The organism is Halosolutus amylolyticus, assembly GCF_023566055.1.
Classification (GTDB): domain Archaea; phylum Halobacteriota; class Halobacteria; order Halobacteriales; family Natrialbaceae; genus Halosolutus; species Halosolutus amylolyticus.
Window position 1 is genome coordinate 1,067,114 of record NZ_JALIQP010000002.1, and the last position, 20,828, is coordinate 1,087,941.

Consider the following 20,828-nt stretch of genomic DNA (forward strand, 5'->3'; position numbering starts at 1 on the left):
ATGACTCCCCAACGATCGACGCACGACAACGACGGCGTTCTCACCCCCGACGAACTGCAGTTAGACGACGATCGGGTCGCCGAACTCAGTGAGAACCGCTATCTCGTCCGATCGGACGGGCCGACCGCCGCGGACGAGGGCTCGGCGGCGGGGACCGCCGAACCCGCGGACGCGATCGACGCGGGCGGCCTCACACAGCCCGGGTCGGCGTCCGCGCACGCACAGGAGGCACCGCACGCACGCGATGTGCAGGGCCTCGCCGCGGCGACCGAGCCCCACGGGGTCGACATCACGCTGAAGACCGACGGGGAGGTCGCACACCACCGCGCGACGTCGAACGACGTCCGCGAGGTGTTCGTCGACCTCCTAACGTGGTACGCCGGCCAGTTAGACGACGACATGTCGCCCGGCGACGCGTTGCGGGTGATGCTGGCCGCGTCCGACATCGAGGTCTGACGGGGCAGTCGTATCGCGACCCACGCCGGCGGTGGCGTGGCGAACAGGGAATGCGGCGTGATCGAAATTTTTGGACGAGTCCACGATCGGCGGAGTAGCGACGCGATCGAGTCCGGGACCGCGATCGAGCCGTCCCGACCGACCGATGACGCGCCCTTTTTCCCCATCGAGCGAGGATCACGACGCATGACCGACTCACGGACGGCCTTCCTCGCAGGGGAGCGCCCGGACGACGTGGCGTTGTTTCTCGCCGACTCGTTCGTCGACGACGATCGACTCACGGAGTTCGGCGATCGGGTCGACGGCGGCGTCCTGATCGTCGTCGACGGCGATCGGGGCCGGAGCGCCTTCCAGGCCGCGACGGGCACCGGCGCGATGGAGTTCGCGAAGACCGCGATGCAGGAGGAGAGTCCGATCGACGACGAGCTGACGGACGGGACCTGCCCCGACGCGGACGAGGAGGGGCCCCACCAGCCGCAGTTCATCTTCGCGTTCGCCGAGGAGCAAAACGAGGACGTCGGCGGCATCTACGCCGACGGCGACGTCATCCACGCCTACGCGCGGTGTGCGTGCGGGACGGCGTACTCCGATCGGTGGAACGCGACGGACGCCTGAGACGGATCCCTGTACCGAGTTCCCGGCGCACCCGCAAACGGGTCGCGGATGCGCCGGAACTGACGGGCAGGAGCCCGTCCGAATCCGGCCCGCGTTCGTCGCGGTCACGACCGCCCGCTGCAGGGCGAGGGACCACCCTTTTGCGATCGGACGGGGTACTGTCGGGGTATGAGCTCCTTCGAAACCCCGCACGAGACCGGACGCGGGTTCGGCCTCTCGAGCCGAGACGTACGGGTAATCGGCGGCGCGAGCATCCTGATGGCGATCAACGTCGCCCTCATGTACGTGATCGTCACGACGCCGCTCCAGCAGGTCAACGCCTACCTGTTCTCGATCCCGATCGTGGGCGTGCTGGTCTACGGTGCGGCGATCATGGCCGGCGAATTCGTCGCCGAACGCGGCGTCACGAACGGTGACATGGGAATTGCGTTCGTCGGGATGGTCATCCTGCAACTCGCCTTCGGGATCTTCGGGGCCGGCGTGTTGCGCTTCGCGCCGCGAGAGGCTCACCTGACGATCTTGGGCGTGACGGCGATCGTCACCGCCCTGCTGACCGCCGTCATCGCCGGCTACGTCTACGCCCGATCGAAGACGTTCGAAAGCTGGGGCCGCTACGCGAATTTCTCGTTCATCGGTGGCATCGTCGCGGTCCTCGTCGGGACGTTCGTCCAGCCGGTCCTGCTGGTCGGCTTCGTCCTGATCTTCCTCGGATTCCTGCTCCGACTGGGCTACGAGATCTGGCAGGTCCGGGATCGGCGCGACGCCTCGATCGGCCTCCAGACGATCGGCGTCTACATCGCCGTGGCCGGGGTGTTCGTCCACGTCCTGCAGCTCGTGCTTCGGTACATGGCCTCGCGGCAGTAAGGAATCGGCTACCTACTCCTCGGCGGCCGTCGAATCGTCCGATTCCTCGTCGACGACCGCCCGGAATGCGTCGAGGATGACCTGTTTTGCGACCGACCCGCGGGTCGTCCAGTGGTTCGCGTAGTCGAGCATGTCGTCGTAGATGTCGGGCTTGCAGCCCGCGGCCTTCGGGTGGCCGCCGCCGTTTACTTTCCCCGCGACCTCGTGACACCGATCGAATTCGTCGGTGCCCCGGATCGACGCGGAGCCGGCGGGTTTGACGATTACGGAGGCGTCGGCACCCTCCTCGCGCATCGCCTCGGCGACCTCGTTCTGCGAACAGCGGCCGTAGGTGACGCCGACCGTGTAGCCGCCGATTTCGCGGAACTCGGCGCGGCCGACGGCCCGATCGATGAGCGCCTGTTTCTCGACGCGACGCTCCTCGATGAACTCCTGGGCCCATTCGGGCAGGTCGACGCCGTACTCGCGGACGACCTCGACGTACTCGGCGGGATCGGTCCAGTAGGCGTAATCCGCGAGGTCGTCGCTCCGGGGGTCCTCCCGGAGCCAGAGGTCGTGATCACGCGTCACGGCGGCCAGTTCCTCGTACACCGGGGAGAAGTCGTAGTCGAGCGATCGGTAGACCACGTCTGCGCTGCACTCCTCGTCCGAGTCGCCGACGACGAGGTCGACGCCGGCCTCGCGGACCGATTCGGCGACCGCGTCGTCCCACTGGTGGTGGTCGTACCACGCGACCCCGGAGGCGGTCTCGACGGCCGCCTCGAGTTCCTCCGCGACGTACTCGTACCGGTCCGGTGCGAGATCACAGACGTAGATATCGATTCCCTCGTCGCCGAACTCGGCGACGCGAGCCAGCGCGTCCTCGACGTCGTGGGGACTCGCCGGAACGAGCGCGACCTCGTGGGGGGTCGGCTCGGGGGCCTCGAGCGGATCGTCGGCGTCGGCGGCGAGGATCGCGGGTTCCTCGGCGTCGTCGATCGCGTCGGCCGCGTCGGCCGTGCTCGTCGACTCCGCGCTGGCGTCGTCGCCGGCCGCCTCGTCGTCCGGTTCCGGGACGTTCGTGACGTCGTCGTAGGCCTCCCGGAGCAGGGCGACACAGGCCAGTCCGTCGGCGTCGGGGTCGGCGATGACGGCGACCTCGGCCCCCTCGAGTGCGGCTTCGGTCTGCTCGTCTTCGATGTCCTCCTCGAGCGCGTCCGGCAGGAAGAAGCCGGTGCCCGGCAGCACGGACTTGCGGGCGATCGGCAAGTCGCCGCTGTCGATGAGTTCCTCGTCCATGGAACGTCCTGTGGTCCGGGCGGGGAAGTAACCGCCGGTCTTCGCCGTCGGGCCGTCCGCGACCGTCGGCGCCGTCCTGTAGTAGCCACCGAAACGATTTACACACTGATCGCTACGCTATCGTGCGACCAGGTGTGCAATGACTTTCAGGAGCTACGATAGTTCAGGCGTCGGCGGCCGCCCCGTCGGCAGCGTCCTCGTCCGCGGGTTCGAGTTGCCGGACCGTCAGGACGGGGACTGGCGAGGTCCGGACGATCCGTTCGGCGACGCTCCCGAGCAGGAGGCGGTTCTCACCGTGGCGACCGCGGGTTCCGGTCACGATCAGGTCGGCGTCGATCTCCCGCGCGTACTCACAGATCTCGGCCGCGGGTCGGCCCTCCCGGACGGCGGTCGTCACCTCCCGATCGGCTCGCTCCTCGACCGTCGCGAGCGCGGCGTCGGCGGTGGTCTCGAGCGCGGTCCGCAGTTCCTCGCGCAGTTGCTGGGGCGAGGCGTCGACCTCGCTCGCGTCGACGACCGAGAGGGCGTGGACCTCGGCCTCGAAGCGGCCCGCGAGATCGAACGCGACGTCGACGGCCCGTTTTACGCTCTCGGAGCCGTCCGTTGCGACGACGACCGTATCGAACATGGGCGGGAATTGCGCCCGTGACCGCTTAAACACCCCTGATCGATCCCGATCGGCGAACGTACCGCCGTCGCCACACGGGGATCGGTGGCATCGACCCGGCGCGAGCCGCGATCGATTCGCGAGATCGGCGGGACCCGATCGCCGGACGAACCGGGAACGGTGGGGAGCCTTTTTGAGAGCGGAACACGCACAGGCGCGTATGGACGCCAGCGAGCCGTTCACCGTCGACACCGTTCTCGCACCGGTCGACGGGAGCGACGAGTCAGCTACCGCCGTCGAGTACGCCGTCGCCGTCGCCGATCGCTACGACGCCACCGTCCACGTGCTGTACGTGCTCGGTCGCGGCGTCGTCCAGGGGATGGACGCCGGGACGGTCGACGAGACGGACGTAGCCGATACCACCCAGGACTTCTTCGACGAGATCAGTGCCGTCGCGGACGATCGCGGCGTCCCGCTGTCGACCGCCGTCGACGACGGCTTCTCCCAGACGCGAAAGACGCGCCACCCCGGCAACGTCGTCCTGGACACCGCCGACGCGATCGACGCCGACTTCATCGTCCTCCCGCGCGAACCGGTAACCGGGACCTCCGCGGAGGTCCTCGAGAAGGCCGCCGAGTACGTCCTCTCGTACGCGAGCCAGCCAGTACTCTCCGTTTGAGTCTGTTCGTCGTCGCGTTCTCTCCGCTTTCGCCGGCCGCGTAACGTAACTCGAAATCGGTGTGGATCCCTCGAAAGCCCCTGAGGAGAGACCAGCGATTTCGAACCGCGTGCGAGTCGATTCCCCGGATGAGAACGGTTCAGTCGAGCAGGATCGCCATCTCCTGCTCGAAGCTCTCGGTGCCGGTCGCCTCGAAGCCGACGCGCCGGTAGAGCGCGATCGCCGGGTTGTTCCAGCGTTCGACGGTGAGCCAGACGCGATCGATGCCGCGGTCGCTGGCGTGGCCGAGCAGGTTCTCGAGGAGGACGGTGCCGATCCCGGCCCGCTGGTACTCCTGGAGGACGAAGATCGCGAGTTCCCACTCGACGTCGTCGTTCTCCTCGATCAGGGACGGATCGTCGGCGTCGGGGACGAGCATCGCGTGGCCGATCACGTCGCCGTCGTGGCGCGCGACGACGGTGACGCTATCCTCGCCGATCGCCTCGAGCCAGTTTCGGATGCGCTGTTCGCCGGTCGGCGGAATCCCCTGTGCGCGGTCGGCCGGATCGAACTGGACGTACATGTCGACGACGTCGTCGAGGCCCTCCTCGACCTCGAGGGCGCGGACCTCGATCGATCGGCCGTCGCCGTCCTCGAACGTCGTCGGCGGCGAGGGGAACGGACCCGACGGGTCGTCGGGGTACTGACGCGAACCAGGCATGGTTATCGGACCAGTTTGACCGTGATCGGCGAGTTCAGCAGGACGAACTCGGTGACCGGGCCGAGCTGGATTTTCCCCATCGGTGACAGCGTCCCGCCGCCGATGACGAGTTGATCGAACTCGCCCTGTTCGGCGTAATCGACGAGGGCACTGCCTGGGTCGCCGTCGAGGCGTTCGATCGAAGCCTCGACCCCGGCCGACGAGAGGAGTTCGTCGGCCTGGCGATACATCTCGTCCTGCGAGCGGTCCGCCTCGGGTTTCTGGACGACGGCAACGGACAGGTCGTCGTCGGCCTCGGTCGTGCGCTCGATCGTCCGACGGAGCGCCGTGACCGACTCGTCGCTTCCCGCGAGCCCCAGCAACACGTTCATGTATACGCGTGTGAGCCAAGGGACAAAAACCGTTGTGCCGTTCGTCCCCGGGTCAGGAGGCCGATCGATCGGCGATCGAGCCGCCCGCGTCGAGTCGCCACGGGGACCACGACAGCCGATCGTATGCCGTGCTGGCGCACGCGTTGCGCGTGACGACGGCGTTAAGGGTATGTGGTGAATACGTTGACCGAATGAGTGATGCGGCGCTCGATGTCGTCGAGTTCCTGCTCACGACGAGCGTGTATTCGGACGACAGACGACTGGACGAGAACGACCTTCCGCCGTCGTACCGCCGGGTGTACTGGACCGGCGGTGTCGACGACGACGAGAGCGAGAGCGGCGGTGAGCGCCACCGACCCGCCGGGATCAGTCGTCCGCTCTCGGTGACCAACAGTACCGCGCGCGAGGCGACCGACGTCGATCAGCCGTGGGCGGCCGTCTCCGAGCTGATGTTCACCGAACGCGACGAGTTCTCGGGAACGATCACGCTCGCCGACCAGGACCTCGCGGAACAGTGGTTCGTCGAGCGCGTCGACGAGGAGCGACTGCTCGAGAACCCGACGCTCGCGAAACACTTCGCCGAGCACGACGAGTACGACGTCGACCACCAGACGGCGCGCGATCGGAACCGGCCGATCCAGGCCGATCGGGTCTGGATCGACGGCCTGCTCAACCAGTACTTCGACGAGGAAGAGGACGAAGAGATGCTCGACCTCGTGGAGGTTCGCGCCCCCGAGGAGGTCGAGATGTCGCTGGACGACCTCGTCCTGACCGACGACCAGGAGAACGAACTCGACAAGATCTCGAAGGCGATCGAACACCGCGACTACCTCAAGGACATCGGCCTGCGCGAGATCGGGAAGCTGCTGTTCGTCGGCCCGCCGGGGACCGGCAAGACGTCGACGGCGCAGGCGCTGGCCCAGGACATGGACCTGCCGTTCGTCGAGGTCAAACTGTCGATGATCACCTCGCAGTACCTGGGCGAGACGGCGAAAAACGTCGACAAGACGTTCGAGGTCGCGAAGCGACTCTCGCCGTGCATTCTGTTCATCGACGAGTTCGACTTCGTCGCCAAGACCCGGAGCAGCGACGAACACGCCGCCCTCAAGCGCGCGGTCAACACCCTCCTGAAGAGCATCGACAACATCTCGCTGATCGAGGACGACGTCCTGCTCATCGGCGCGACCAACCACCCCGACCAGCTAGACGACGCGGCCTGGCGGCGCTTCGACGAGATCATCAACTTCCCCAAGCCCGACTACGGCATGCGGGCCGACATCCTCCGGGTCATCACCCGGACCATGGACATCGACGAGTTCGATCCGGAACTCGTGGCCGACGCGACAGAGGGACTGACCGGCAGCGACCTCCGGATGGTCCTGCGCGAGGCCGTCCTGGAGGCCCTGACCGAGGACCGGACGCAACTGACCCAGGACGACCTGCTCGAGGCCGTCGAGGAGTTCGAGGAGCGCGACACCCTGAAGAACATGGACATGATGGGCGGCGATCACGACGCGCTGGTCGCCGGCGGCGATCTCGGCAAGGCGAGCGATGGTGGCGAGCCACACGATCACGACCACTCGCACGACCACGATCACTGATTTTCGCGGCCGCGATCGATCGCCGTCCGCATCCGATCGAAACCCGGTTGCGATCGCCGACGGGTTCCGATCGGGCGCGACGTCGTTATCGATCACCGCGCCGATCGCGAGTAGGTGGGGCGGACCGACTCGCGAGTCGCGAAGGGACTACTCGGTCTCGTCGGCCGCGTCGCTCCCGTCGGCGTCGCTCTCGTCGGCGTCGCCGAGCGCGTTCGACGCGGCGTAGGCGGCCCCGCCCGCGACGCCGGCCGCGCCAGCGGCGACGCCGAATCCGGGGATGGCGGACGATCCCTCGTCCGTCTCGTCCGCGGTCTCCTCGTCCGGGTCGGTCGCGACGTCGTCCCCGATCGGGGCGAACGGAATCGTCGCGACCTCGTCCACGGAGTGGGCGAGCGCCTCGGACTGGTCGATGTTGCCGGGCGTCACCATGTCGATGACGTTCGGCGCGTCGGACCCGTTCGCCCCGCCGAACGACCAGTCGCCGCCGTCGGTGCCGACCTGGCGGATGCGGCCCTCGCCGTAGCCGTCCATGCTGAACACGAGCGCCATCCCCTCGCCCTCGGGCAGGTAGTCGAGGCCGTCGTCGGGGACGGTCATCCTGATCGTCCGCGGATCCTGGGTGCGATCGTAGTGGAGTTCGACGTCGCTGACGTGGGTGCCCTCGGCGTCCTCGACGCGGGGCTGGAACTCGTCGACGAACCCGTCGGCGACGACGCGGTGGTGGTAGGCGGCCTCGAACTCGGCGTTGACGCCGGTTCGGGCCTCGGTCGTCCCCGCCTCGCCGTCCGGGTTCCGGAAGTAGACCTGCATCATCGGGTGCGAAAAGCCCAGGGGGCCGTTCCAGGGATCGCTGAGTTCGTTCTGGAACTCGTAGGCGATGCGGTAGTGGCCGTCGCCCTCCTCGATCGTCACGGACGCGAGATCGAACTCGCCCTCGGGGATCTCGTCGGTCTCGGGGTAGGTGTAGCTCCCGGGGCCGTGGTCGGTGCCTTCCTCGGAGGGCCACTCGACGAGCGCGTCGCTCGAGAGCACGAATTCCTCGGGTTCGTCGGCTTCCAGCACCACGGCCGTCCCGACGGTCACCGCGGCGGTCCCGGTCTCCTCGTCGTACTCGATGTTCGCCGGCGAATCGGAGAGCAGGTTCTCCTCGTGGACGTAGTCGCCGACGGTGATCGTCTGTGGACCGGTCTCGAAGTTGAGGAAGACGACTGCACGCCTGTCGGTGTCGGGGTCGTACCGGGCGTACGCGAGCGCCCCGTCCTCCTCGCTCTCGTAGTCGATCCGTTCGAGTCGGCCCCGTGCGCCGAAGGCCGGGTGATCGTGGTAGAGATCGACGAGGCGATCGTAGAAGTCGAGCACGTACTCGTCGAACTCGCCCCAGTTCATCGCCTCCCGCCAGTCGTAGAGGCCGGTCTCCTGCCCGTAGTAGAGCATCGGCACGCCCGGGAGCGTGAACGTCGCCGCGGCGGCGGCGCGCTGGGACTCGGCGTCGTGGCTCGCGAGGAAACGATCGGTGTCGTGGTTCTCGATGTACTGGAGGAACAGCGCGTGGTCGGGTGCGCCCTCCTGGCGGCGGCGCTCGACGGCGTCGAGGATCGACTCGGGGTTCCCGTCGGCGGCGTCGCCGAGCGCCGCGTGGAGGTGGTTGTCGTAGTGGACGTCGAACAGGCCGCCGGCGTACTCGACGTCGTAGGGCATCGTCTCGTCGAGCAGGAGGAACTCCGGATCGTGGCGCTTGATCCGATCGTACATCTCCTGCCAGAAGCCCTTGGGGACGCCCCAGCCGACGTCCGCCCGGATGCCGTCGACCTTCTCGACCCAGTAGTCGATCACCTCGAGACAGAACTGGCGCACCTCGGGGTTGTCGTAGTTGAGGTTCGGAATGCCGCCCCAGCCGAAGTAGAACTCCGCCTCGAGGGCGTCCCGATCCGTCCAGCGGTACCAGTCGACGTACTTCTCGTGGTCGGGGTTGTCGGGATCGGTCGCGGCCTCGAAGAACGGGTGACTGTCGGCCGTATGGTTGATCACGAGGTCGAAGATGACCTTGATGTCGTGTTCGTGGCACTCCTCGACGAGCGCCTCGAAGTCTTCCATCGTCCCGAGGTCGGGATCGGTCGAGAAGTAGTCGACCGTGTGGTAGCCGTGGGGGCCGCCTTCCTCCGGCGGCGTGCCGAAGCCCCGATCGGTCTCGACGAACGGCGTCATCCAGACGGCGTCGACGCCGAGGTCCGCCATGTGGGCGACGCGATCGGCGATCGTGTCGAACGTGGGGTCGTCCTGGTCGGGGAATCGGCGGGTGAAGATCTCGTAGACGACGGCGTCCTCGGCCCAGTCGGGCACGTCGTAGGGGTGCTCGACGGTGATCGAGTCGCCGTCGGGGACGAGGTCGATCGCGTCGGGAACGGAGTGGCGGGTGCCGACGGCGACCGCGTGGACGCGGACGCGATCGTCGATGTCGGCGGCCGAGATCGGGCCGTCGAGTCCGCCGAGTCGATCGCGGTGGCGATCGTCGACGACGAACTCCACGTCGAGGTCGCTCCCGATGACGTCCTCCCGTTCCGGTTCGCTCGCCGTAGCGTTCAACAGCACCTGCCCGCCCACGACCTCGGCGTCGAGGTCGACGCGCGGACGCGGATCGTCCTCGGTATCGTCCGGGTAGACCCGAACCGTGAGTTCGTGGGTGCCGTCGGGAGCCTCGAGTTCGAGGCGGTACTCACCGGGTTCGTCGGGATCGAACGCGACGACGTCGTCGCCCGAGAGGTCGGGGTCCGCCCCGTCCGGTGCGTCGACGATCGACCACGAGTAGGTCGCGTCCCCGTCCGGATTCCAGGGCGCGAGGCTGTCCCGCGTCTCCGTCTCGTGACCGAGCGGGTCGGCGATCGCCTCGTTCGCGTGCAGAAAGCGGGGCGGGCCCGGGTGGTGGGAGCCGTCGCCGCTCTCGAGATCGATCGACGCCGCGTCTGTCCGGTGATCGGCACTCGCCGGCGTTCCGAAGGCCGAAGCCGTCGTCGCGGCGGCGAGCGTCGTGATGAACGTTCGTCGGTTCACGGTGTGTCACGTGTTCGAGCGCCGCACTTTAATATTTGTGACGAAAAAACACATCATAGTTATTGTTCCTGAGGCGACGCCACCCTTTTCGTCCCACCGCCCGATACGGCGGATATGACCACCGATCGGAACGTGTTCGGGACCGAACTCGACCAGGAGGAGTCGGCGGAGTGACCGCCGCACCGATGCGCGTTACGCTGCTGGGAACCGGCGACACGACCGGCACGCCCACCGTCGGCTGCGACTGCGACACCTGCGAGGCGGCGCGAGAGCGCGGCGTCGAACGGACCCGGTTCTCGGTCCACGTCGAGAACGGTCGGATCGGCGAGTCGCTCCTGATCGACTTCAGCCCGGACTTCCGGTACCAGTTCCTCCGGGACGAGGTCCCCCTGCCCGACGCCGCCGTCATCACGCACGTCCACTTCGACCACCTCGACGGCCTCGGCAACGCCTTCCGCGTCTTCGACTCGCTTTCCGTCTACGCCGCCGACGAGACCGACCCCGAGACCGGGACGAGCGTCGCGGAGACCGTCCGCTCTGACTACCACTACCTCGATCCGATCGACGTCCACCCGACGACGCCGTTCGAACCGGTTCGCGTCTGCGGATTCGACGTGACGCTCGTCCCCGTCGACCACCCGCCGCTGGTCTGTTACGGCGTCGTCGTCGAGGACCCCGTAACGGGGGCCAAACTGTCGCTCACGGGAGATACGAGCTACGACGTTCCCGATCGATCGCGCGAGACGCTCGCCGATCCGGACCTCCTGCTGGCCGACGCCATCGTGCCCGCCGACCTCTGCGAGTACCACCCGATCGGAGGTCGCCACGAGGGGCCCGACGGCGTCCCGCGAACGTTCGGCACGAAACACATGACCCGCGAAGGCGCGCTCGCGCTGGCCGACGAACTCGGGGCCGATCGGACGCGACTGGTCCACCTCGCCCACTACTACCCCGCCGAGGAGGCGTTCGCGGAGCCGCTGGCGATCGACGGCGAGCAGTACGTCCTCGACTGATACGGATTGCTGTACCGATGTACCGGCGCAACCGCGATCCGGGAGGCGGTTGCGCCGGAACTGACGCACAGTAAACCGTATGAAGCGGGTACGAGGCCGACCGGAGAGCCGAGGGCCGGCCCAGCGATCGACCCACGTGGCGCAACCACGGCGCTCAAGAGCGTCGACCTCCCTGTTCGAGGTATGAACTGGCGCAGACGCCGGGTCCTCGGCGCGACGATCGCGGCCGCCACGTTCGCCGGCTGTCTCGGCGACGACGGCGACTCGACCGACGAACGCGATCCGGACGGCGAGACGGACGACGCCGCCCACGGGGACGATCGGGACGCAGAGACCGTCATCGCGGAGTACGACCTCGCGGACCGGACCGGCGAGGACCCCGTCGCGATCAGCGTCGATGCCGCGGGTGACGGCTTCGACCCCGCGGGGTTCGAGATCGACCCCTCGACGACCGTCGAGTGGACCTGGGAGGGCGGCGAGGCGGTCGACGCCATCTATCCGATCGACGTCCCCGCCGAGTGCATGTGGGACGAAAGCGAGCCGACGGTTCCCGAGGGCGATAGCTGGGACCGACTCTTCTGGGCGCCCGGCGACTACCTCTACGGCAGTCGCGACGCGGACGGCGAGGAGTTCACGGGCGTCTTTCGCGTTCGCGCGAGCGTCGACGGGGACGACGTCGGGTCCGGAGACGGCGACGGGAACCACACGAACGGGACCGAAGACGGCACGAGCGCGGAGGACCACGCGGACGACGAAACGTAACGCTGGGACGAGCCAGCACCCCGATCGCTCACCCGAATCGATCGAGGCCGGACTGTCGGCGACGTCTCCCGTCCGGATCGCGCACCCATCGGGTTCGTCGCGATCGTTCGTCGTCGAGGTCGACCGCCGGCGGAGAGTCGGCCTCGTACCCCGGACACGACGGCCCGCACTCGGACCCGGCGTCGACGACGCGCCCGTTCCACGCGCAGTAGGGCACGGTCGCACCGGCGTCGGTCGTCGGCTGGCAGGACTCACAGGCCGGGAACGCGTACGTTCGCCACCCTTTCCCGTAGGCGCGTTCGGTGATCCGGCGGCGCGCTCGCGCCTTCTCGGCGGGGGAGACGACCGCCACGTCCGTCCGGCCAGGGTGGAACTCGATCGGTTCGATCCCCGGTTCGTCGACGGGCAACGGCCTCGGTTCGCGGACGACCTCGATCTCGACGACGGGATCGCCGCCAGCGGGAACGCCGTCGCCCGCCTCGGCCGTCGTACCACGATCGTCGCGGTGGACTCGCCAGACGCCGACCGCGGCCGGAATGCGGTTCAGGTGGGCGCGCGTGACGTAGCTCTCGGTCGCGAGGATCACCGCGTCGACCAGCGCGAGGCTGACGTCGGTCCGGAGTTGCGCTTCGAGGTCGCCGGGTCGACCGAGGTCCGGTTTGTTCTCGATCCCGACGAGGCGATCGTACCAGTCGGGATAGCGGGCGACCTGGCGGACGTAGTCGCGACCGCGCCGGCGTTCGCGTTCGAAGAAGCCGATCTCGAGGGCTCGCTCGGTGGCTCGCCGGGCCTGTGCCGGGTGGCAGTCGAAGGCGTCTTTCCAGTAGCGCGCCCGGCCGGGGCCGACGGCGGACTCGATCGCGGCGTCGGGGATCGTCTCGCCCGTGAGGGCGACCCGATCGGCGAACGCGGGACCGGGATCGACGCAGACGACGTCGAGAATCCGACCCCCGGGCTCTGCGACGCTCCCGCCGAGTTGCCGGGCGACGATCCCCTCCCGTCGCTCCTCGAGCGCGGCACACAGCGCGAGTTCGAACGCGAACTCGGACACGGTGATGGGGAGGCGCGCGATCGACAAAAGTCGTGGGATCGGCGGGGTCTACCTCCCGCGTCGTGGGCCGATTCTGGACGCCGAATCGTCGGGGGTTCGGTCGGTGTGCCGGGTCGTCGTCGGACCGTTCAACGCGCGGTTATCGGGCGCGAACGGCGGCCGCCGAGCGCCGCCGTCGATCGAACCGCCGGCCGAGCCAGCGGCCTACCAGTCGCGCGCCGGCGAGGCCGGCACCGATCGTGCCGAGTCCGACGAGCAGCGCGACTGCGATCGTCACGAGTGATACGTCACGCACGACTGCCGTCGCCACGAGCGCGAGGGTCGTCGCCGCGACCAACAGAATCGTCGTTCCGAGCGCGACGACGGCGATGTCGAGGAGACTCCGTCCGTCGATCGAGTCGACCGTCCGCGGTGGTCTGGTCGTAGTCATTGTATCTAGGACGACGCGCGGAACGGGGATAAGTGTAATCTGAACGATATTTTTGTAACGCGGCATACTGAAATCCGTTTGAGTACCGGCCGCGGCGCTGGTCGCCGTCTGGCATCGCAAAAGCGGGACCGACGGTCGCGGACGACCGGCGTCATACGGTTTACTGTAAGTCATTTCCGGCGCAACCGCGATCCGGGCGGCGGTTGCGCCGGTAAATCGTTACAGCAATCCGTATCAGGCCTCGTCGACTCGCGTCTCGAGAACGGTGAGGTCCTCGTCCATCGTCACCTGCAGTTCGTCGCCCGCCAGCGGAATCTGCACCTCGAGTCGGAGCGGGTCGCGATCGGAGACGCGCGTGTACTCGTCCGAGACGCACCACGGGAGCGTCCAGTAGGGACGCTCGTCGAGGGAAACCCCGCGTTCACGGTGGAAACTGACGACGTCGGAGTGGTCGAGCAGGCGCAGGCCAACGGCCGAACAGAGCGTATGTTCACACTGTGCGCACTCGTGGTCGACGCGAAGGCCGACGCCGAGACAGCACGAACCGTCCTCGACGATCCGGGTCTCCATCCGGCCGTTGCACTCCGGACAGACGCCGTCGGCCGCCAGGCAGTGCAGGTGTCGAACCCGCTGGTCGAAGGCGTCGGCGAGTTCCTCGCGCGTCCGATCGTTCAGTCCGCCGGGCGGGAACCCGTACTCGCCATGGCGCTGGCCACACGCCTGGCACCGGATCGTGAACTGTTCGTCCTCGTAGCTCGCCTCGAGGGGGCCGTCACAGGCGTAACAGCTCCCCTCGACCGGGAACGGCTCGATCGAGGGATCCTCGGTGAACGAACCCGCGATCACCGAGCGGACGACCTTCTCGCCGGCGTGTTTGAACGTGTATCCGTCGTCCGTCTGCGTGACGAAGTGTCCGGTCAGCTTCTGGAGGTGGTAGTTGAACTGCGCCGAATCCCGCATCCCCACCTCGCGTCGCAGGTCCGAGAAGGAGACACACTCCGCGTCTGCCGCCCACAGCGCCTCGAGGATCGACAACCGCGTCTCGTTGCCGACGAGCGCGAACGCGTCGGCGGGATCGAGACAGTCCGTACACTCGAGCGGGCTCTCGCCCTCGGTCGCGACGTCCGATCGACTCATAGGGGCCCGTACAGGAGCAACTGTCAAAACAGTTTGCTGAACCTCGTTTCTGTTACCTGGTTTTCATTTCGTGGGCCGATCGGCGCTCACCGGTGTCCCGGCCGCGGGGCCGCCTTCTGCAACGCGGTCTCGGCGACGTTGCCGCCGTAGTCGGCGCTCCGGGAGAGCGAGTCGAGGATCAGGCCGAGCGACTGGGCCCGGACGGGATCGAGGTCGCGAAGCATGTCGTCGATCTGGCGGGTGTGTTCGTCGATCTCGAGGACGGACTCGAGAGCCTCGTGGCCGAGGTCGGACGCCTCGTCGCCGTCCTCGGCGAACAGCGCGTCCATCGACTGCTCGAGGATCTCGGCGGCGTCCGCGTGGAGGTCGAGTAGCGCCTCCGCCACGTCTTCGGGGATCTCTTCGAGCTTCAGCGCGAGCTGGCTGATCTTGACGGCGTGGTCGGCGACGCGTTCGAGTTGCCGCGCGCTCGAGTGGAAGTCGAAACAGTCCTCGCGAGAGACACCGAGCCCTTCGGCGGCCCGGGGCGATCGCAGGGTGGCCCGGAAGATACGCGAGACGACGAGGAAGAGCCGATCGACGTCGTCGTCGCGCTCGACGACGTCGTGGGCGATGTCGTCGTCGTTCTCGACGAGCGCCGTCACTGCGTCCTCGAGCATCGAGGTCGCGATCAGGCGCATCCGCGTGACGGCGTTGACGATCGACAGCTCCGAGGAATCGAGCAGGTCCTGGACGACCACGGAGTCGGAACTTTCGTCGACGATTTCGACGCCGATGAGCCCCTGGATCGCGCTTCGAATCGACCGACGCTGGTCCGTCGTGATCCGGTTCGCCTCGAGACGGATGACGTCGAACCCGCTGACGTACATCGTCAGCACGGCGCGAGTCAGTTGCTCCCCGTCGAGCGACGCGACGTCGAGCGTCCCCTCCTGGTGGCTCGACTCGCGCTGCGGCGTGACGATCAGCGTGTCGTCTTGCGTGTAGATTTCGACGGTCGATCCGCTGGCGACGTCGTTGGCCGTGGCCCACGTCTTCGGGAGCGAGACGGTGTACGTCGATCCGCCGGTCACCTGGACCTTGCGCGTCTCCATAGGGGGACCGTCTGCATCCCTGGAATATAAATTAACCTAATTCTATAGAGATCCCCTCGTTACGGCAAGTAAGCAGGTGTTTTGGCAGATTCTCGGTGGGTACTGGTACTGATCCATACGTGATCCTCACGTCGAGAGTGTTTCCCAATGTACTACTATATAGAATTCGAGAGCCTGTAGTGCCAAATCCTCGCTTCCCGACGTGTCGGCCGGAATCGACCGGCCGATCGAACTGGAAGACCCGTTCGCGTGCGGTCGCGTCGTGAAATAGATAGCAGGCAGACCGCGGTACCGGAACCGAGTGAGTGTCTCGAGTTGGAATCCGATTTCGCCGCGTGGGTCAGTACGTACCGGTACGTATCCCTCTACAGACGCACGTTCCGAGATATAGATATCTGGTAGTAGATATATAGGAATTAGCACCGTATTTATATGGGCTGTACAATCGTCTACCCGATGACGGACAACCAGTCTGGGCGGTTGGTGGACACAGTCTCACGACGGAAATTCCTCGCCTCCAGTGGGGCGATGGGTGCAGTCGCAGTTGCAGGCTGTTCGGAAACCGATTCAGACGACACTGGCAACGGCGGCAGCGAGGACCTCTCCGGCGAGGTCCGTATCACGGGTTCGAGTACCGTGTTCCCGGTCTCGGACGCGATGGCTGAGCGGTTCATGGACGAGTACCCCCACGTGAACGTGACGACCGACTCGACCGGTAGCGGCGGCGGGTTCGAGAACCACTTCTGTCCCGGCGACTCCGACATCAACGGTGCGTCCCGACCGGTCAAGGACGAGGAGCTGAGCCAGTGTGACGAGAACGGCGTCACCCCGATCGAGATGCAGGTCGCCGGCGACGCGCTCACGATGGCGGTCAGTCCCGAGAACGACTGGGTCGACTGCATGAGCTACGACGAGATGGCCCAGATCTGGGGCGAGAACGGCGCCGAAATGTGGTCGGACGTCAACTCCGACTGGCCCGACGAACCGTTCGATCTCTACGGACCCGACACGACCTCGGGGACGTACGACTGGTTCAGCGAGAACGTCAACGGCGGCGGCCACACGGACCAGCACGAAGGCACCGAGGACGACAACATCATCCTCGAAGCGCTCCAGCAGAACCCGTACGCGATGGGCTACTTCGGCTTCGCCTACTACGCAGAGAACGAGGACCGGGTGAAGGCCGTCGAAGTCAAAGAGAACGAAGGCGACGATTGCGTCGCGCCGAGCCTCGATGCCGCGAGCGAAGGCGACTACCCGATGGCCCGACCGCTGTTCATCTACCCCTCGGAAGAAGCCCTCGAGCGCGAGGAAGTCCGCACGTTCGTCGAGTTCTACATCGAGAACACCTCTGCCGACTGGATCGGCAGCGACGTCGGCTACGTCCCGGCGAACGACGACCTCGTCCAGGAGAATCTCGACAAGATCTAATCGGGGCAAATCGACCGCTCGAATCGGTTTTGATCGTTTTTCGAGTATTTCGAATTGAGTACCACTACGAACCAGATGTTCCTGAAATGAGTACCGAATCATCATCCCCCGATCTGACGCGATCGAGGCACGGCACCGCGACGTTAGAACGACTGTACAAGTGGGCGCTGTTCGGCTGTGCGGCGTTGACGGTGTTCGTGACGGTGGCGATCGTCGTCACCCTGGCCGTCGACGCCGTCAAGTTCTTCGGGGACGTCGGTGTCGTCGAGTTTCTGACCGGCACGAGCTGGAAACCCTCGAGTCGCGAAGAGTACGGCGTCTTGCCGCTGGTGACCGCGACGCTCACCGTGACGGTCATCTCGGCGATGGTTGCCATCCCGATCGGGACGGCCGCGGCGGTCTACCTGAGCGAGTACGCGAGCGATCGAATGCGCTCGGTGCTCAAACCGGCCCTCGAAATCCTCGCGGGGATTCCGACGGTCGTCTACGGCTACCTGGCGCTGGTCTACCTCACGCCGTGGCTTCGAGCAGTCGGTGCGCCGATAAACCTGTTCAACCTGCTCAGCGCCTCGATCATGGTCGGCATCCTGATCATCCCGATGGTCTCGTCGCTGTCGGAAGACGCGATGAGCGCCGTCCCCGACGAACTCCGGCAGGCGGGGTACGGCCTCGGAGCGACCAAGTACGAGGTGTCGACCGGAATCGTCGTCCCGGCCGCCGTCTCCGGGATCTTCTCCTCGTACATCCTCGCGCTCTCGCGTGCGATCGGCGAGACGATGGTCGTCGTGATGGCGGGCGGAATGAGCGCGCGAATGCTCGATACGTCGAACCCGTTCGCCCACATCTTCGAATCGGGAGAGACGATGACCGCCGCGATGGTCCACGCCGTCACGAGCGACGCGGTCGGGGGAACGCCGGAGTTCTACGCGATGTTCGCGATCGGGCTGACGCTATTCGTCATCACGTTCGCGATGAATCTGATCAGCAATCGAATCGCCGCACGCTACAAAGAGGAATACCAATGAGAGACAGTCGAAGGATCACGGCAGAATCGAACACGACGGGAACGATGACGGAGGTGTCACGCTGATGGCGACCGCAGATGACCAAGCCCAACAGTGGTTCGGGGCCGACGGACAGGTCAGCCAACTTCGGGGAGCGATATTTAGATACTCCTGTCTTGGAGCCACGCTGCTCGCACTCACGCTCGTCTTCGTCTTCCTGCTCTACGTCGCCAACGACGCCTTCCAGCCGGCGACGGCCTCGACGGGCTGGCTACTCACGGTCGCCGCGACGGTCGTCCTTCCGGCGGTGGTCCTCGCCGCGTACTTTTACTTCCGCGACACGCGAGCGGGGGAAGTCGCTTACATCTCGTTCGGGCTGCCGATCGCGTCGACGCTGCTCGCGGGCGGCGCGCTCATCGTGTTCAACGAGATCGTCACTCCGCACGGGTGGTTCGCCCTGGTCGCCGCGATCGGCGCTGCGTACGTCGTCATCGAACTCTACGTCCGAAAACGACGTGCCGTCGCTTCGGCCCTGGAGCAGTTCGCCGTCAGGGTCGGCGTCCCGATCCTCGCGATCGTCGGAATCCCCGGATTCGGCGTCGATCGGACGATTTCGACGCCGCTGCTCGGACAGGAGCTGTTCCACCTGTCGGTCTCGGTTCCGACGCTCGTTCCGAGCCTTCGGGGCCTCATCCTCTCACTCCCGGTGCTCCCGATGGACTCGGTCGCACTGCTGTTGTCGTTCACGCTCCCGCTCGCCGGGGTGGCCGCGATCCGGATCCGTCGCGTCCGGGAGACCGATCGCGACGCACTCGTTGCCGCCGGTGCGGTCGTCGCGGCGGCGGGTCTCGGACTCGTCGCGGCACCGTTCGTCGGCGTCTCTGCGATGACGTGGGTCGTCGTCTCGACCGTCCTCGTCGTTCCGATCGGATTGTACGTCGAGTCGGTCTTCCGTAACGGAGAGGGAATTGCCGGCCTCGCGTTCCCCGTGGTCGTCGGCACCGGCGCGTTGCTCGCGTTCGTCGTCGTCGAGACGCTCGGCTTCACCGGCCCCGACCTCTGGCTCGACTGGAACTTCCTGACGGAAAGCCACAGTCGGACGCCACGAGACGCGGGGATCTACCCCGCTCTCGTCGGCTCGATCATGATTCTGATCGTCGTCGCGATCATGGCGTTCCCGGTCGGCCTCGGCGCCGCGATCTACCTCGAGGAGTACGCACCGAATCAGGGACTGGCCGGAAAACTGGTCGAACTCATCGAGATCAACATCGCGAACCTCGCGGGCGTCCCCTCCGTGGTCTACGGCGTTCTCGGTCTCGCGCTGTTCGTCCGCGGGATCGGGTTACGACCTGGGATCGTCATCGTCGGCGGGTTGACTATCGGATTGCTGATCCTTCCCATCGTCATCGTCTCCGCACAGGAAGCGATCCGCGCCGTTCCCGACTCGCTGCGGCAGGCGTCCTACGGGATGGGCGCGACCCGATGGCAGACCGTCCGCAACGTCGTTCTGCCGCGAGCGGCACCGGGAATCTTTACCGGGACGATTCTCGCGTTCGGCCGAGCGATCGGCGAGACGGCGCCGCTGCTGATGATCGGGATCGCGGCCGTCGTTCGCGTCTCGCCGAACTCCTTTTTCGGACTGACCGGCGCGATGCCGCGCCAGATCTTCACGTGGTCGCGGCTCATCGCCACCGACTTCCGGTACGGAGTCCTCGCGGCGGGGGTCGTCACCCTGCTCGTCGTGATGTTGATGATGAACGGGACGGCGATCGTGCTACGGAACAAGTACCAGCGACAGGACTGAACGACTCATGAGCTACGACACGACATCCGAAACCGACAGCAACACCGAATCGCGACCAGCCAGCGAGACGAAAGACGAGAGCCTGATCAGTACGTCGATCGACGTCGACGGTCGCGAACGAGCCCCGAGCGCCGGGGACCCGATCGTCGAAACCCACGATCTCGACGTCTACTACGGGGACGAACAGGCCATTCGGAGCGTCGAGATGGCCATTCCCGAGAACCAGGTGACGGCGCTGATCGGCCCCTCCGGCTGCGGCAAGTCGACGGTCCTGCGATCGATTAACCGGATGAACGACCTGATCGACGTCGCCCGCGTCGACGGCGCGATCGAGTTCGACGGCAAGAACGTCTACGACGACGATGTCGATCCGGTCGCCCTGCGCCGCAAGATCGGGATGGTGTTTCAGCAACCCAATCCCTTCCCCAAGTCGATCTACGAGAACGTCGCGTACGGCCTGAGAATCCAGGGAATCGACGACGACGTCGACGAGCGCGTCGAACGGGCGCTCGAACGGGCCGCCCTGCTCGAAGAGGTCGAGGGTCGACTCGACGAATCCGGGCTTGACCTCTCGGGCGGCCAGCAACAGCGGCTCTGTATCGCCCGCGCGATCGCGCCCGATCCGGAGGTCATCCTGATGGACGAACCGGCCTCGGCGCTCGACCCGATCGCGACTTCGAAGATCGAGGACCTGATCGCCGACCTCGCCGAGGAGTACACGGTCGTCATCGTCACCCACAACATGCAACAGGCCGCGCGCATCTCCGACAAGACGGCCGTCTTCCTCACCGGCGGCGAACTCGTCGAGTTCGACGACACCGCGAAAATCTTCGAGAATCCCGAGCACGACCGCGTCGAGGACTACATCACCGGAAAGTTCGGCTAA

The 20,828-nt window shown here is 66.5% G+C and carries 20 protein-coding genes; 11 read left to right on the plus strand and 9 right to left on the minus strand.

The window, feature by feature from the left end; genetic code table 11:
• The 3 genes from MUN73_RS11705 to MUN73_RS11715 all read left to right on the plus strand — a co-directional run bounded on the left by MUN73_RS11705 (window position 1) and on the right by MUN73_RS11715 (window position 1,935).
• Window positions 1-456: a DUF7500 family protein gene (locus MUN73_RS11705; RefSeq protein WP_250140650.1), complete on the plus strand. Its 456-nt coding sequence runs from the start codon at window positions 1-3 to the stop codon at window positions 454-456.
• 186 nt (window positions 457-642) lie between these two features.
• Window positions 643-1,071, plus strand: a complete 429-nt coding sequence (locus tag MUN73_RS11710) for a DUF5807 family protein (RefSeq protein WP_250140651.1) — start codon at window positions 643-645, stop codon at window positions 1,069-1,071.
• A gap of 168 nt (window positions 1,072-1,239) precedes the next feature.
• Window positions 1,240-1,935, plus strand: a complete 696-nt coding sequence (locus MUN73_RS11715) for a hypothetical protein (RefSeq protein WP_250140652.1) — start codon at window positions 1,240-1,242, stop codon at window positions 1,933-1,935.
• Between the two features lie 12 nt (window positions 1,936-1,947).
• Here MUN73_RS11715 and MUN73_RS11720 read toward each other — a convergent pair whose 3' ends face one another.
• Together MUN73_RS11720 and MUN73_RS11725 are read right to left on the minus strand one after the other, a co-directional pair.
• Window positions 1,948-3,213, minus strand: coding sequence for a DHH family phosphoesterase (locus MUN73_RS11720; protein ID WP_250140653.1), 1,266 nt, complete (start codon window positions 3,211-3,213; stop codon window positions 1,948-1,950).
• A 163-nt stretch (window positions 3,214-3,376) separates the two neighbouring features.
• Window positions 3,377-3,841 (minus strand): universal stress protein, encoded by a 465-nt coding sequence (locus MUN73_RS11725; protein ID WP_250140654.1) that lies wholly within the window; start codon window positions 3,839-3,841, stop codon window positions 3,377-3,379.
• Between the two features lie 199 nt (window positions 3,842-4,040).
• Here MUN73_RS11725 and MUN73_RS11730 point away from each other — a divergent pair, with 199 nt between their 5' ends.
• Window positions 4,041-4,499 (plus strand): universal stress protein, encoded by a 459-nt coding sequence (locus MUN73_RS11730; protein WP_250140655.1) that lies wholly within the window; start codon window positions 4,041-4,043, stop codon window positions 4,497-4,499.
• Window positions 4,500-4,638: 139 nt separating this feature from the next.
• On the opposite strand, the gene MUN73_RS11735 is transcribed toward MUN73_RS11730, so the two are convergent.
• Both MUN73_RS11735 and MUN73_RS11740 read right to left on the minus strand, forming a co-directional pair.
• Window positions 4,639-5,199, minus strand: coding sequence for a GNAT family N-acetyltransferase (locus tag MUN73_RS11735; RefSeq protein WP_250140656.1), 561 nt, complete (start codon window positions 5,197-5,199; stop codon window positions 4,639-4,641).
• A gap of 2 nt (window positions 5,200-5,201) precedes the next feature.
• Window positions 5,202-5,570 carry a universal stress protein gene (locus MUN73_RS11740; RefSeq protein ID WP_250140657.1) on the minus strand — a complete coding sequence of 123 codons (369 nt, stop codon included), beginning with the start codon at window positions 5,568-5,570 and terminating at the stop codon, window positions 5,202-5,204.
• Window positions 5,571-5,761: 191 nt separating this feature from the next.
• On the opposite strand from MUN73_RS11740, the gene MUN73_RS11745 reads away from it, so the two are divergent.
• Entirely contained in the window at window positions 5,762-7,171 is a 1,410-nt protein-coding gene (locus tag MUN73_RS11745; RefSeq protein WP_250140658.1) for an ATP-binding protein, read from the plus strand.
• Between the two features lie 147 nt (window positions 7,172-7,318).
• Here the strand turns inward: MUN73_RS11745 and MUN73_RS11750 are convergent, their stop codons facing one another.
• Window positions 7,319-10,219, minus strand: coding sequence for an alpha-amylase family glycosyl hydrolase (locus tag MUN73_RS11750; RefSeq protein WP_250140659.1), 2,901 nt, complete (start codon window positions 10,217-10,219; stop codon window positions 7,319-7,321).
• A gap of 185 nt (window positions 10,220-10,404) precedes the next feature.
• Between MUN73_RS11750 and MUN73_RS11755 the strand changes: the two genes are divergently transcribed.
• Window positions 10,405-11,232, plus strand: a complete 828-nt coding sequence (locus MUN73_RS11755) for an MBL fold metallo-hydrolase (RefSeq protein WP_250140828.1) — start codon at window positions 10,405-10,407, stop codon at window positions 11,230-11,232.
• Window positions 11,233-11,415: 183 nt separating this feature from the next.
• Complete coding sequence (locus MUN73_RS11760) at window positions 11,416-11,994, plus strand: cupredoxin domain-containing protein (RefSeq protein WP_250140660.1); 579 nt, start codon at window positions 11,416-11,418, stop codon at window positions 11,992-11,994.
• A gap of 28 nt (window positions 11,995-12,022) precedes the next feature.
• On the opposite strand, the gene MUN73_RS11765 is transcribed toward MUN73_RS11760, so the two are convergent.
• The 4 genes from MUN73_RS11765 to MUN73_RS11780 form a co-directional block, all read right to left on the minus strand.
• The gene (locus tag MUN73_RS11765; RefSeq protein WP_250140661.1) at window positions 12,023-13,045 is read right to left on the minus strand and encodes a DUF5787 family protein; all 1,023 of its coding nucleotides are present in this window, start codon (window positions 13,043-13,045) and stop codon (window positions 12,023-12,025) included.
• A 139-nt stretch (window positions 13,046-13,184) separates the two neighbouring features.
• The gene (locus MUN73_RS11770; RefSeq protein ID WP_250140662.1) at window positions 13,185-13,475 is read right to left on the minus strand and encodes a hypothetical protein; all 291 of its coding nucleotides are present in this window, start codon (window positions 13,473-13,475) and stop codon (window positions 13,185-13,187) included.
• 234 nt (window positions 13,476-13,709) lie between these two features.
• Window positions 13,710-14,612 (minus strand): winged helix-turn-helix domain-containing protein, encoded by a 903-nt coding sequence (locus tag MUN73_RS11775; protein WP_250140663.1) that lies wholly within the window; start codon window positions 14,610-14,612, stop codon window positions 13,710-13,712.
• Between the two features lie 86 nt (window positions 14,613-14,698).
• Entirely contained in the window at window positions 14,699-15,703 is a 1,005-nt protein-coding gene (locus tag MUN73_RS11780; protein ID WP_250140664.1) for a phosphate uptake regulator PhoU, read from the minus strand.
• 456 nt (window positions 15,704-16,159) lie between these two features.
• Here MUN73_RS11780 and MUN73_RS11785 point away from each other — a divergent pair, with 456 nt between their 5' ends.
• The 4 genes from MUN73_RS11785 (at window position 16,160) to pstB (ending at window position 20,828) form a co-directional block, all read left to right on the plus strand.
• Window positions 16,160-17,134: a PstS family phosphate ABC transporter substrate-binding protein gene (locus tag MUN73_RS11785; RefSeq protein WP_250140665.1), complete on the plus strand. Its 975-nt coding sequence runs from the start codon at window positions 16,160-16,162 to the stop codon at window positions 17,132-17,134.
• 86 nt (window positions 17,135-17,220) lie between these two features.
• Window positions 17,221-18,159, plus strand: a complete 939-nt coding sequence (pstC, locus tag MUN73_RS11790) for a phosphate ABC transporter permease subunit PstC (RefSeq protein ID WP_250140666.1) — start codon at window positions 17,221-17,223, stop codon at window positions 18,157-18,159.
• Window positions 18,160-18,223: 64 nt separating this feature from the next.
• Complete coding sequence (pstA, locus tag MUN73_RS11795; RefSeq protein WP_250140667.1) at window positions 18,224-19,942, plus strand: phosphate ABC transporter permease PstA; 1,719 nt, start codon at window positions 18,224-18,226, stop codon at window positions 19,940-19,942.
• A gap of 7 nt (window positions 19,943-19,949) precedes the next feature.
• A complete protein-coding gene (pstB, locus tag MUN73_RS11800) occupies window positions 19,950-20,828 on the plus strand; it encodes a phosphate ABC transporter ATP-binding protein PstB (protein WP_250140668.1) in 879 nt (292 codons plus the stop codon).

What these genes read in the sequence shown, in the direction of transcription:
- MUN73_RS11705 (WP_250140650.1), top strand. Translation starts at nt 1, where the DNA reads ATGACTCCCCAACGATCGACGCACGACAACGACGGCGTTCTCACCCCC.
- MUN73_RS11710 (WP_250140651.1), top strand. Translation starts at nt 643, where the DNA reads ATGACCGACTCACGGACGGCCTTCCTCGCAGGGGAGCGCCCGGACGAC.
- MUN73_RS11715 (WP_250140652.1), top strand. Translation starts at nt 1,240, where the DNA reads ATGAGCTCCTTCGAAACCCCGCACGAGACCGGACGCGGGTTCGGCCTC.
- MUN73_RS11720 (WP_250140653.1), bottom strand. Translation starts at nt 3,213, where the DNA reads ATGGACGAGGAACTCATCGACAGCGGCGACTTGCCGATCGCCCGCAAG.
- MUN73_RS11725 (WP_250140654.1), bottom strand. Translation starts at nt 3,841, where the DNA reads ATGTTCGATACGGTCGTCGTCGCAACGGACGGCTCCGAGAGCGTAAAA.
- MUN73_RS11730 (WP_250140655.1), top strand. Translation starts at nt 4,041, where the DNA reads ATGGACGCCAGCGAGCCGTTCACCGTCGACACCGTTCTCGCACCGGTC.
- MUN73_RS11735 (WP_250140656.1), bottom strand. Translation starts at nt 5,199, where the DNA reads ATGCCTGGTTCGCGTCAGTACCCCGACGACCCGTCGGGTCCGTTCCCC.
- MUN73_RS11740 (WP_250140657.1), bottom strand. Translation starts at nt 5,570, where the DNA reads ATGAACGTGTTGCTGGGGCTCGCGGGAAGCGACGAGTCGGTCACGGCG.
- MUN73_RS11745 (WP_250140658.1), top strand. Translation starts at nt 5,762, where the DNA reads ATGAGTGATGCGGCGCTCGATGTCGTCGAGTTCCTGCTCACGACGAGC.
- MUN73_RS11755 (WP_250140828.1), top strand. Translation starts at nt 10,405, where the DNA reads ATGCGCGTTACGCTGCTGGGAACCGGCGACACGACCGGCACGCCCACC.
- MUN73_RS11760 (WP_250140660.1), top strand. Translation starts at nt 11,416, where the DNA reads ATGAACTGGCGCAGACGCCGGGTCCTCGGCGCGACGATCGCGGCCGCC.
- MUN73_RS11770 (WP_250140662.1), bottom strand. Translation starts at nt 13,475, where the DNA reads ATGACTACGACCAGACCACCGCGGACGGTCGACTCGATCGACGGACGG.
- MUN73_RS11775 (WP_250140663.1), bottom strand. Translation starts at nt 14,612, where the DNA reads ATGAGTCGATCGGACGTCGCGACCGAGGGCGAGAGCCCGCTCGAGTGT.
- MUN73_RS11780 (WP_250140664.1), bottom strand. Translation starts at nt 15,703, where the DNA reads ATGGAGACGCGCAAGGTCCAGGTGACCGGCGGATCGACGTACACCGTC.
- MUN73_RS11785 (WP_250140665.1), top strand. Translation starts at nt 16,160, where the DNA reads ATGACGGACAACCAGTCTGGGCGGTTGGTGGACACAGTCTCACGACGG.
- pstC (WP_250140666.1), top strand. Translation starts at nt 17,221, where the DNA reads ATGAGTACCGAATCATCATCCCCCGATCTGACGCGATCGAGGCACGGC.
- pstA (WP_250140667.1), top strand. Translation starts at nt 18,224, where the DNA reads ATGGCGACCGCAGATGACCAAGCCCAACAGTGGTTCGGGGCCGACGGA.
- pstB (WP_250140668.1), top strand. Translation starts at nt 19,950, where the DNA reads ATGAGCTACGACACGACATCCGAAACCGACAGCAACACCGAATCGCGA.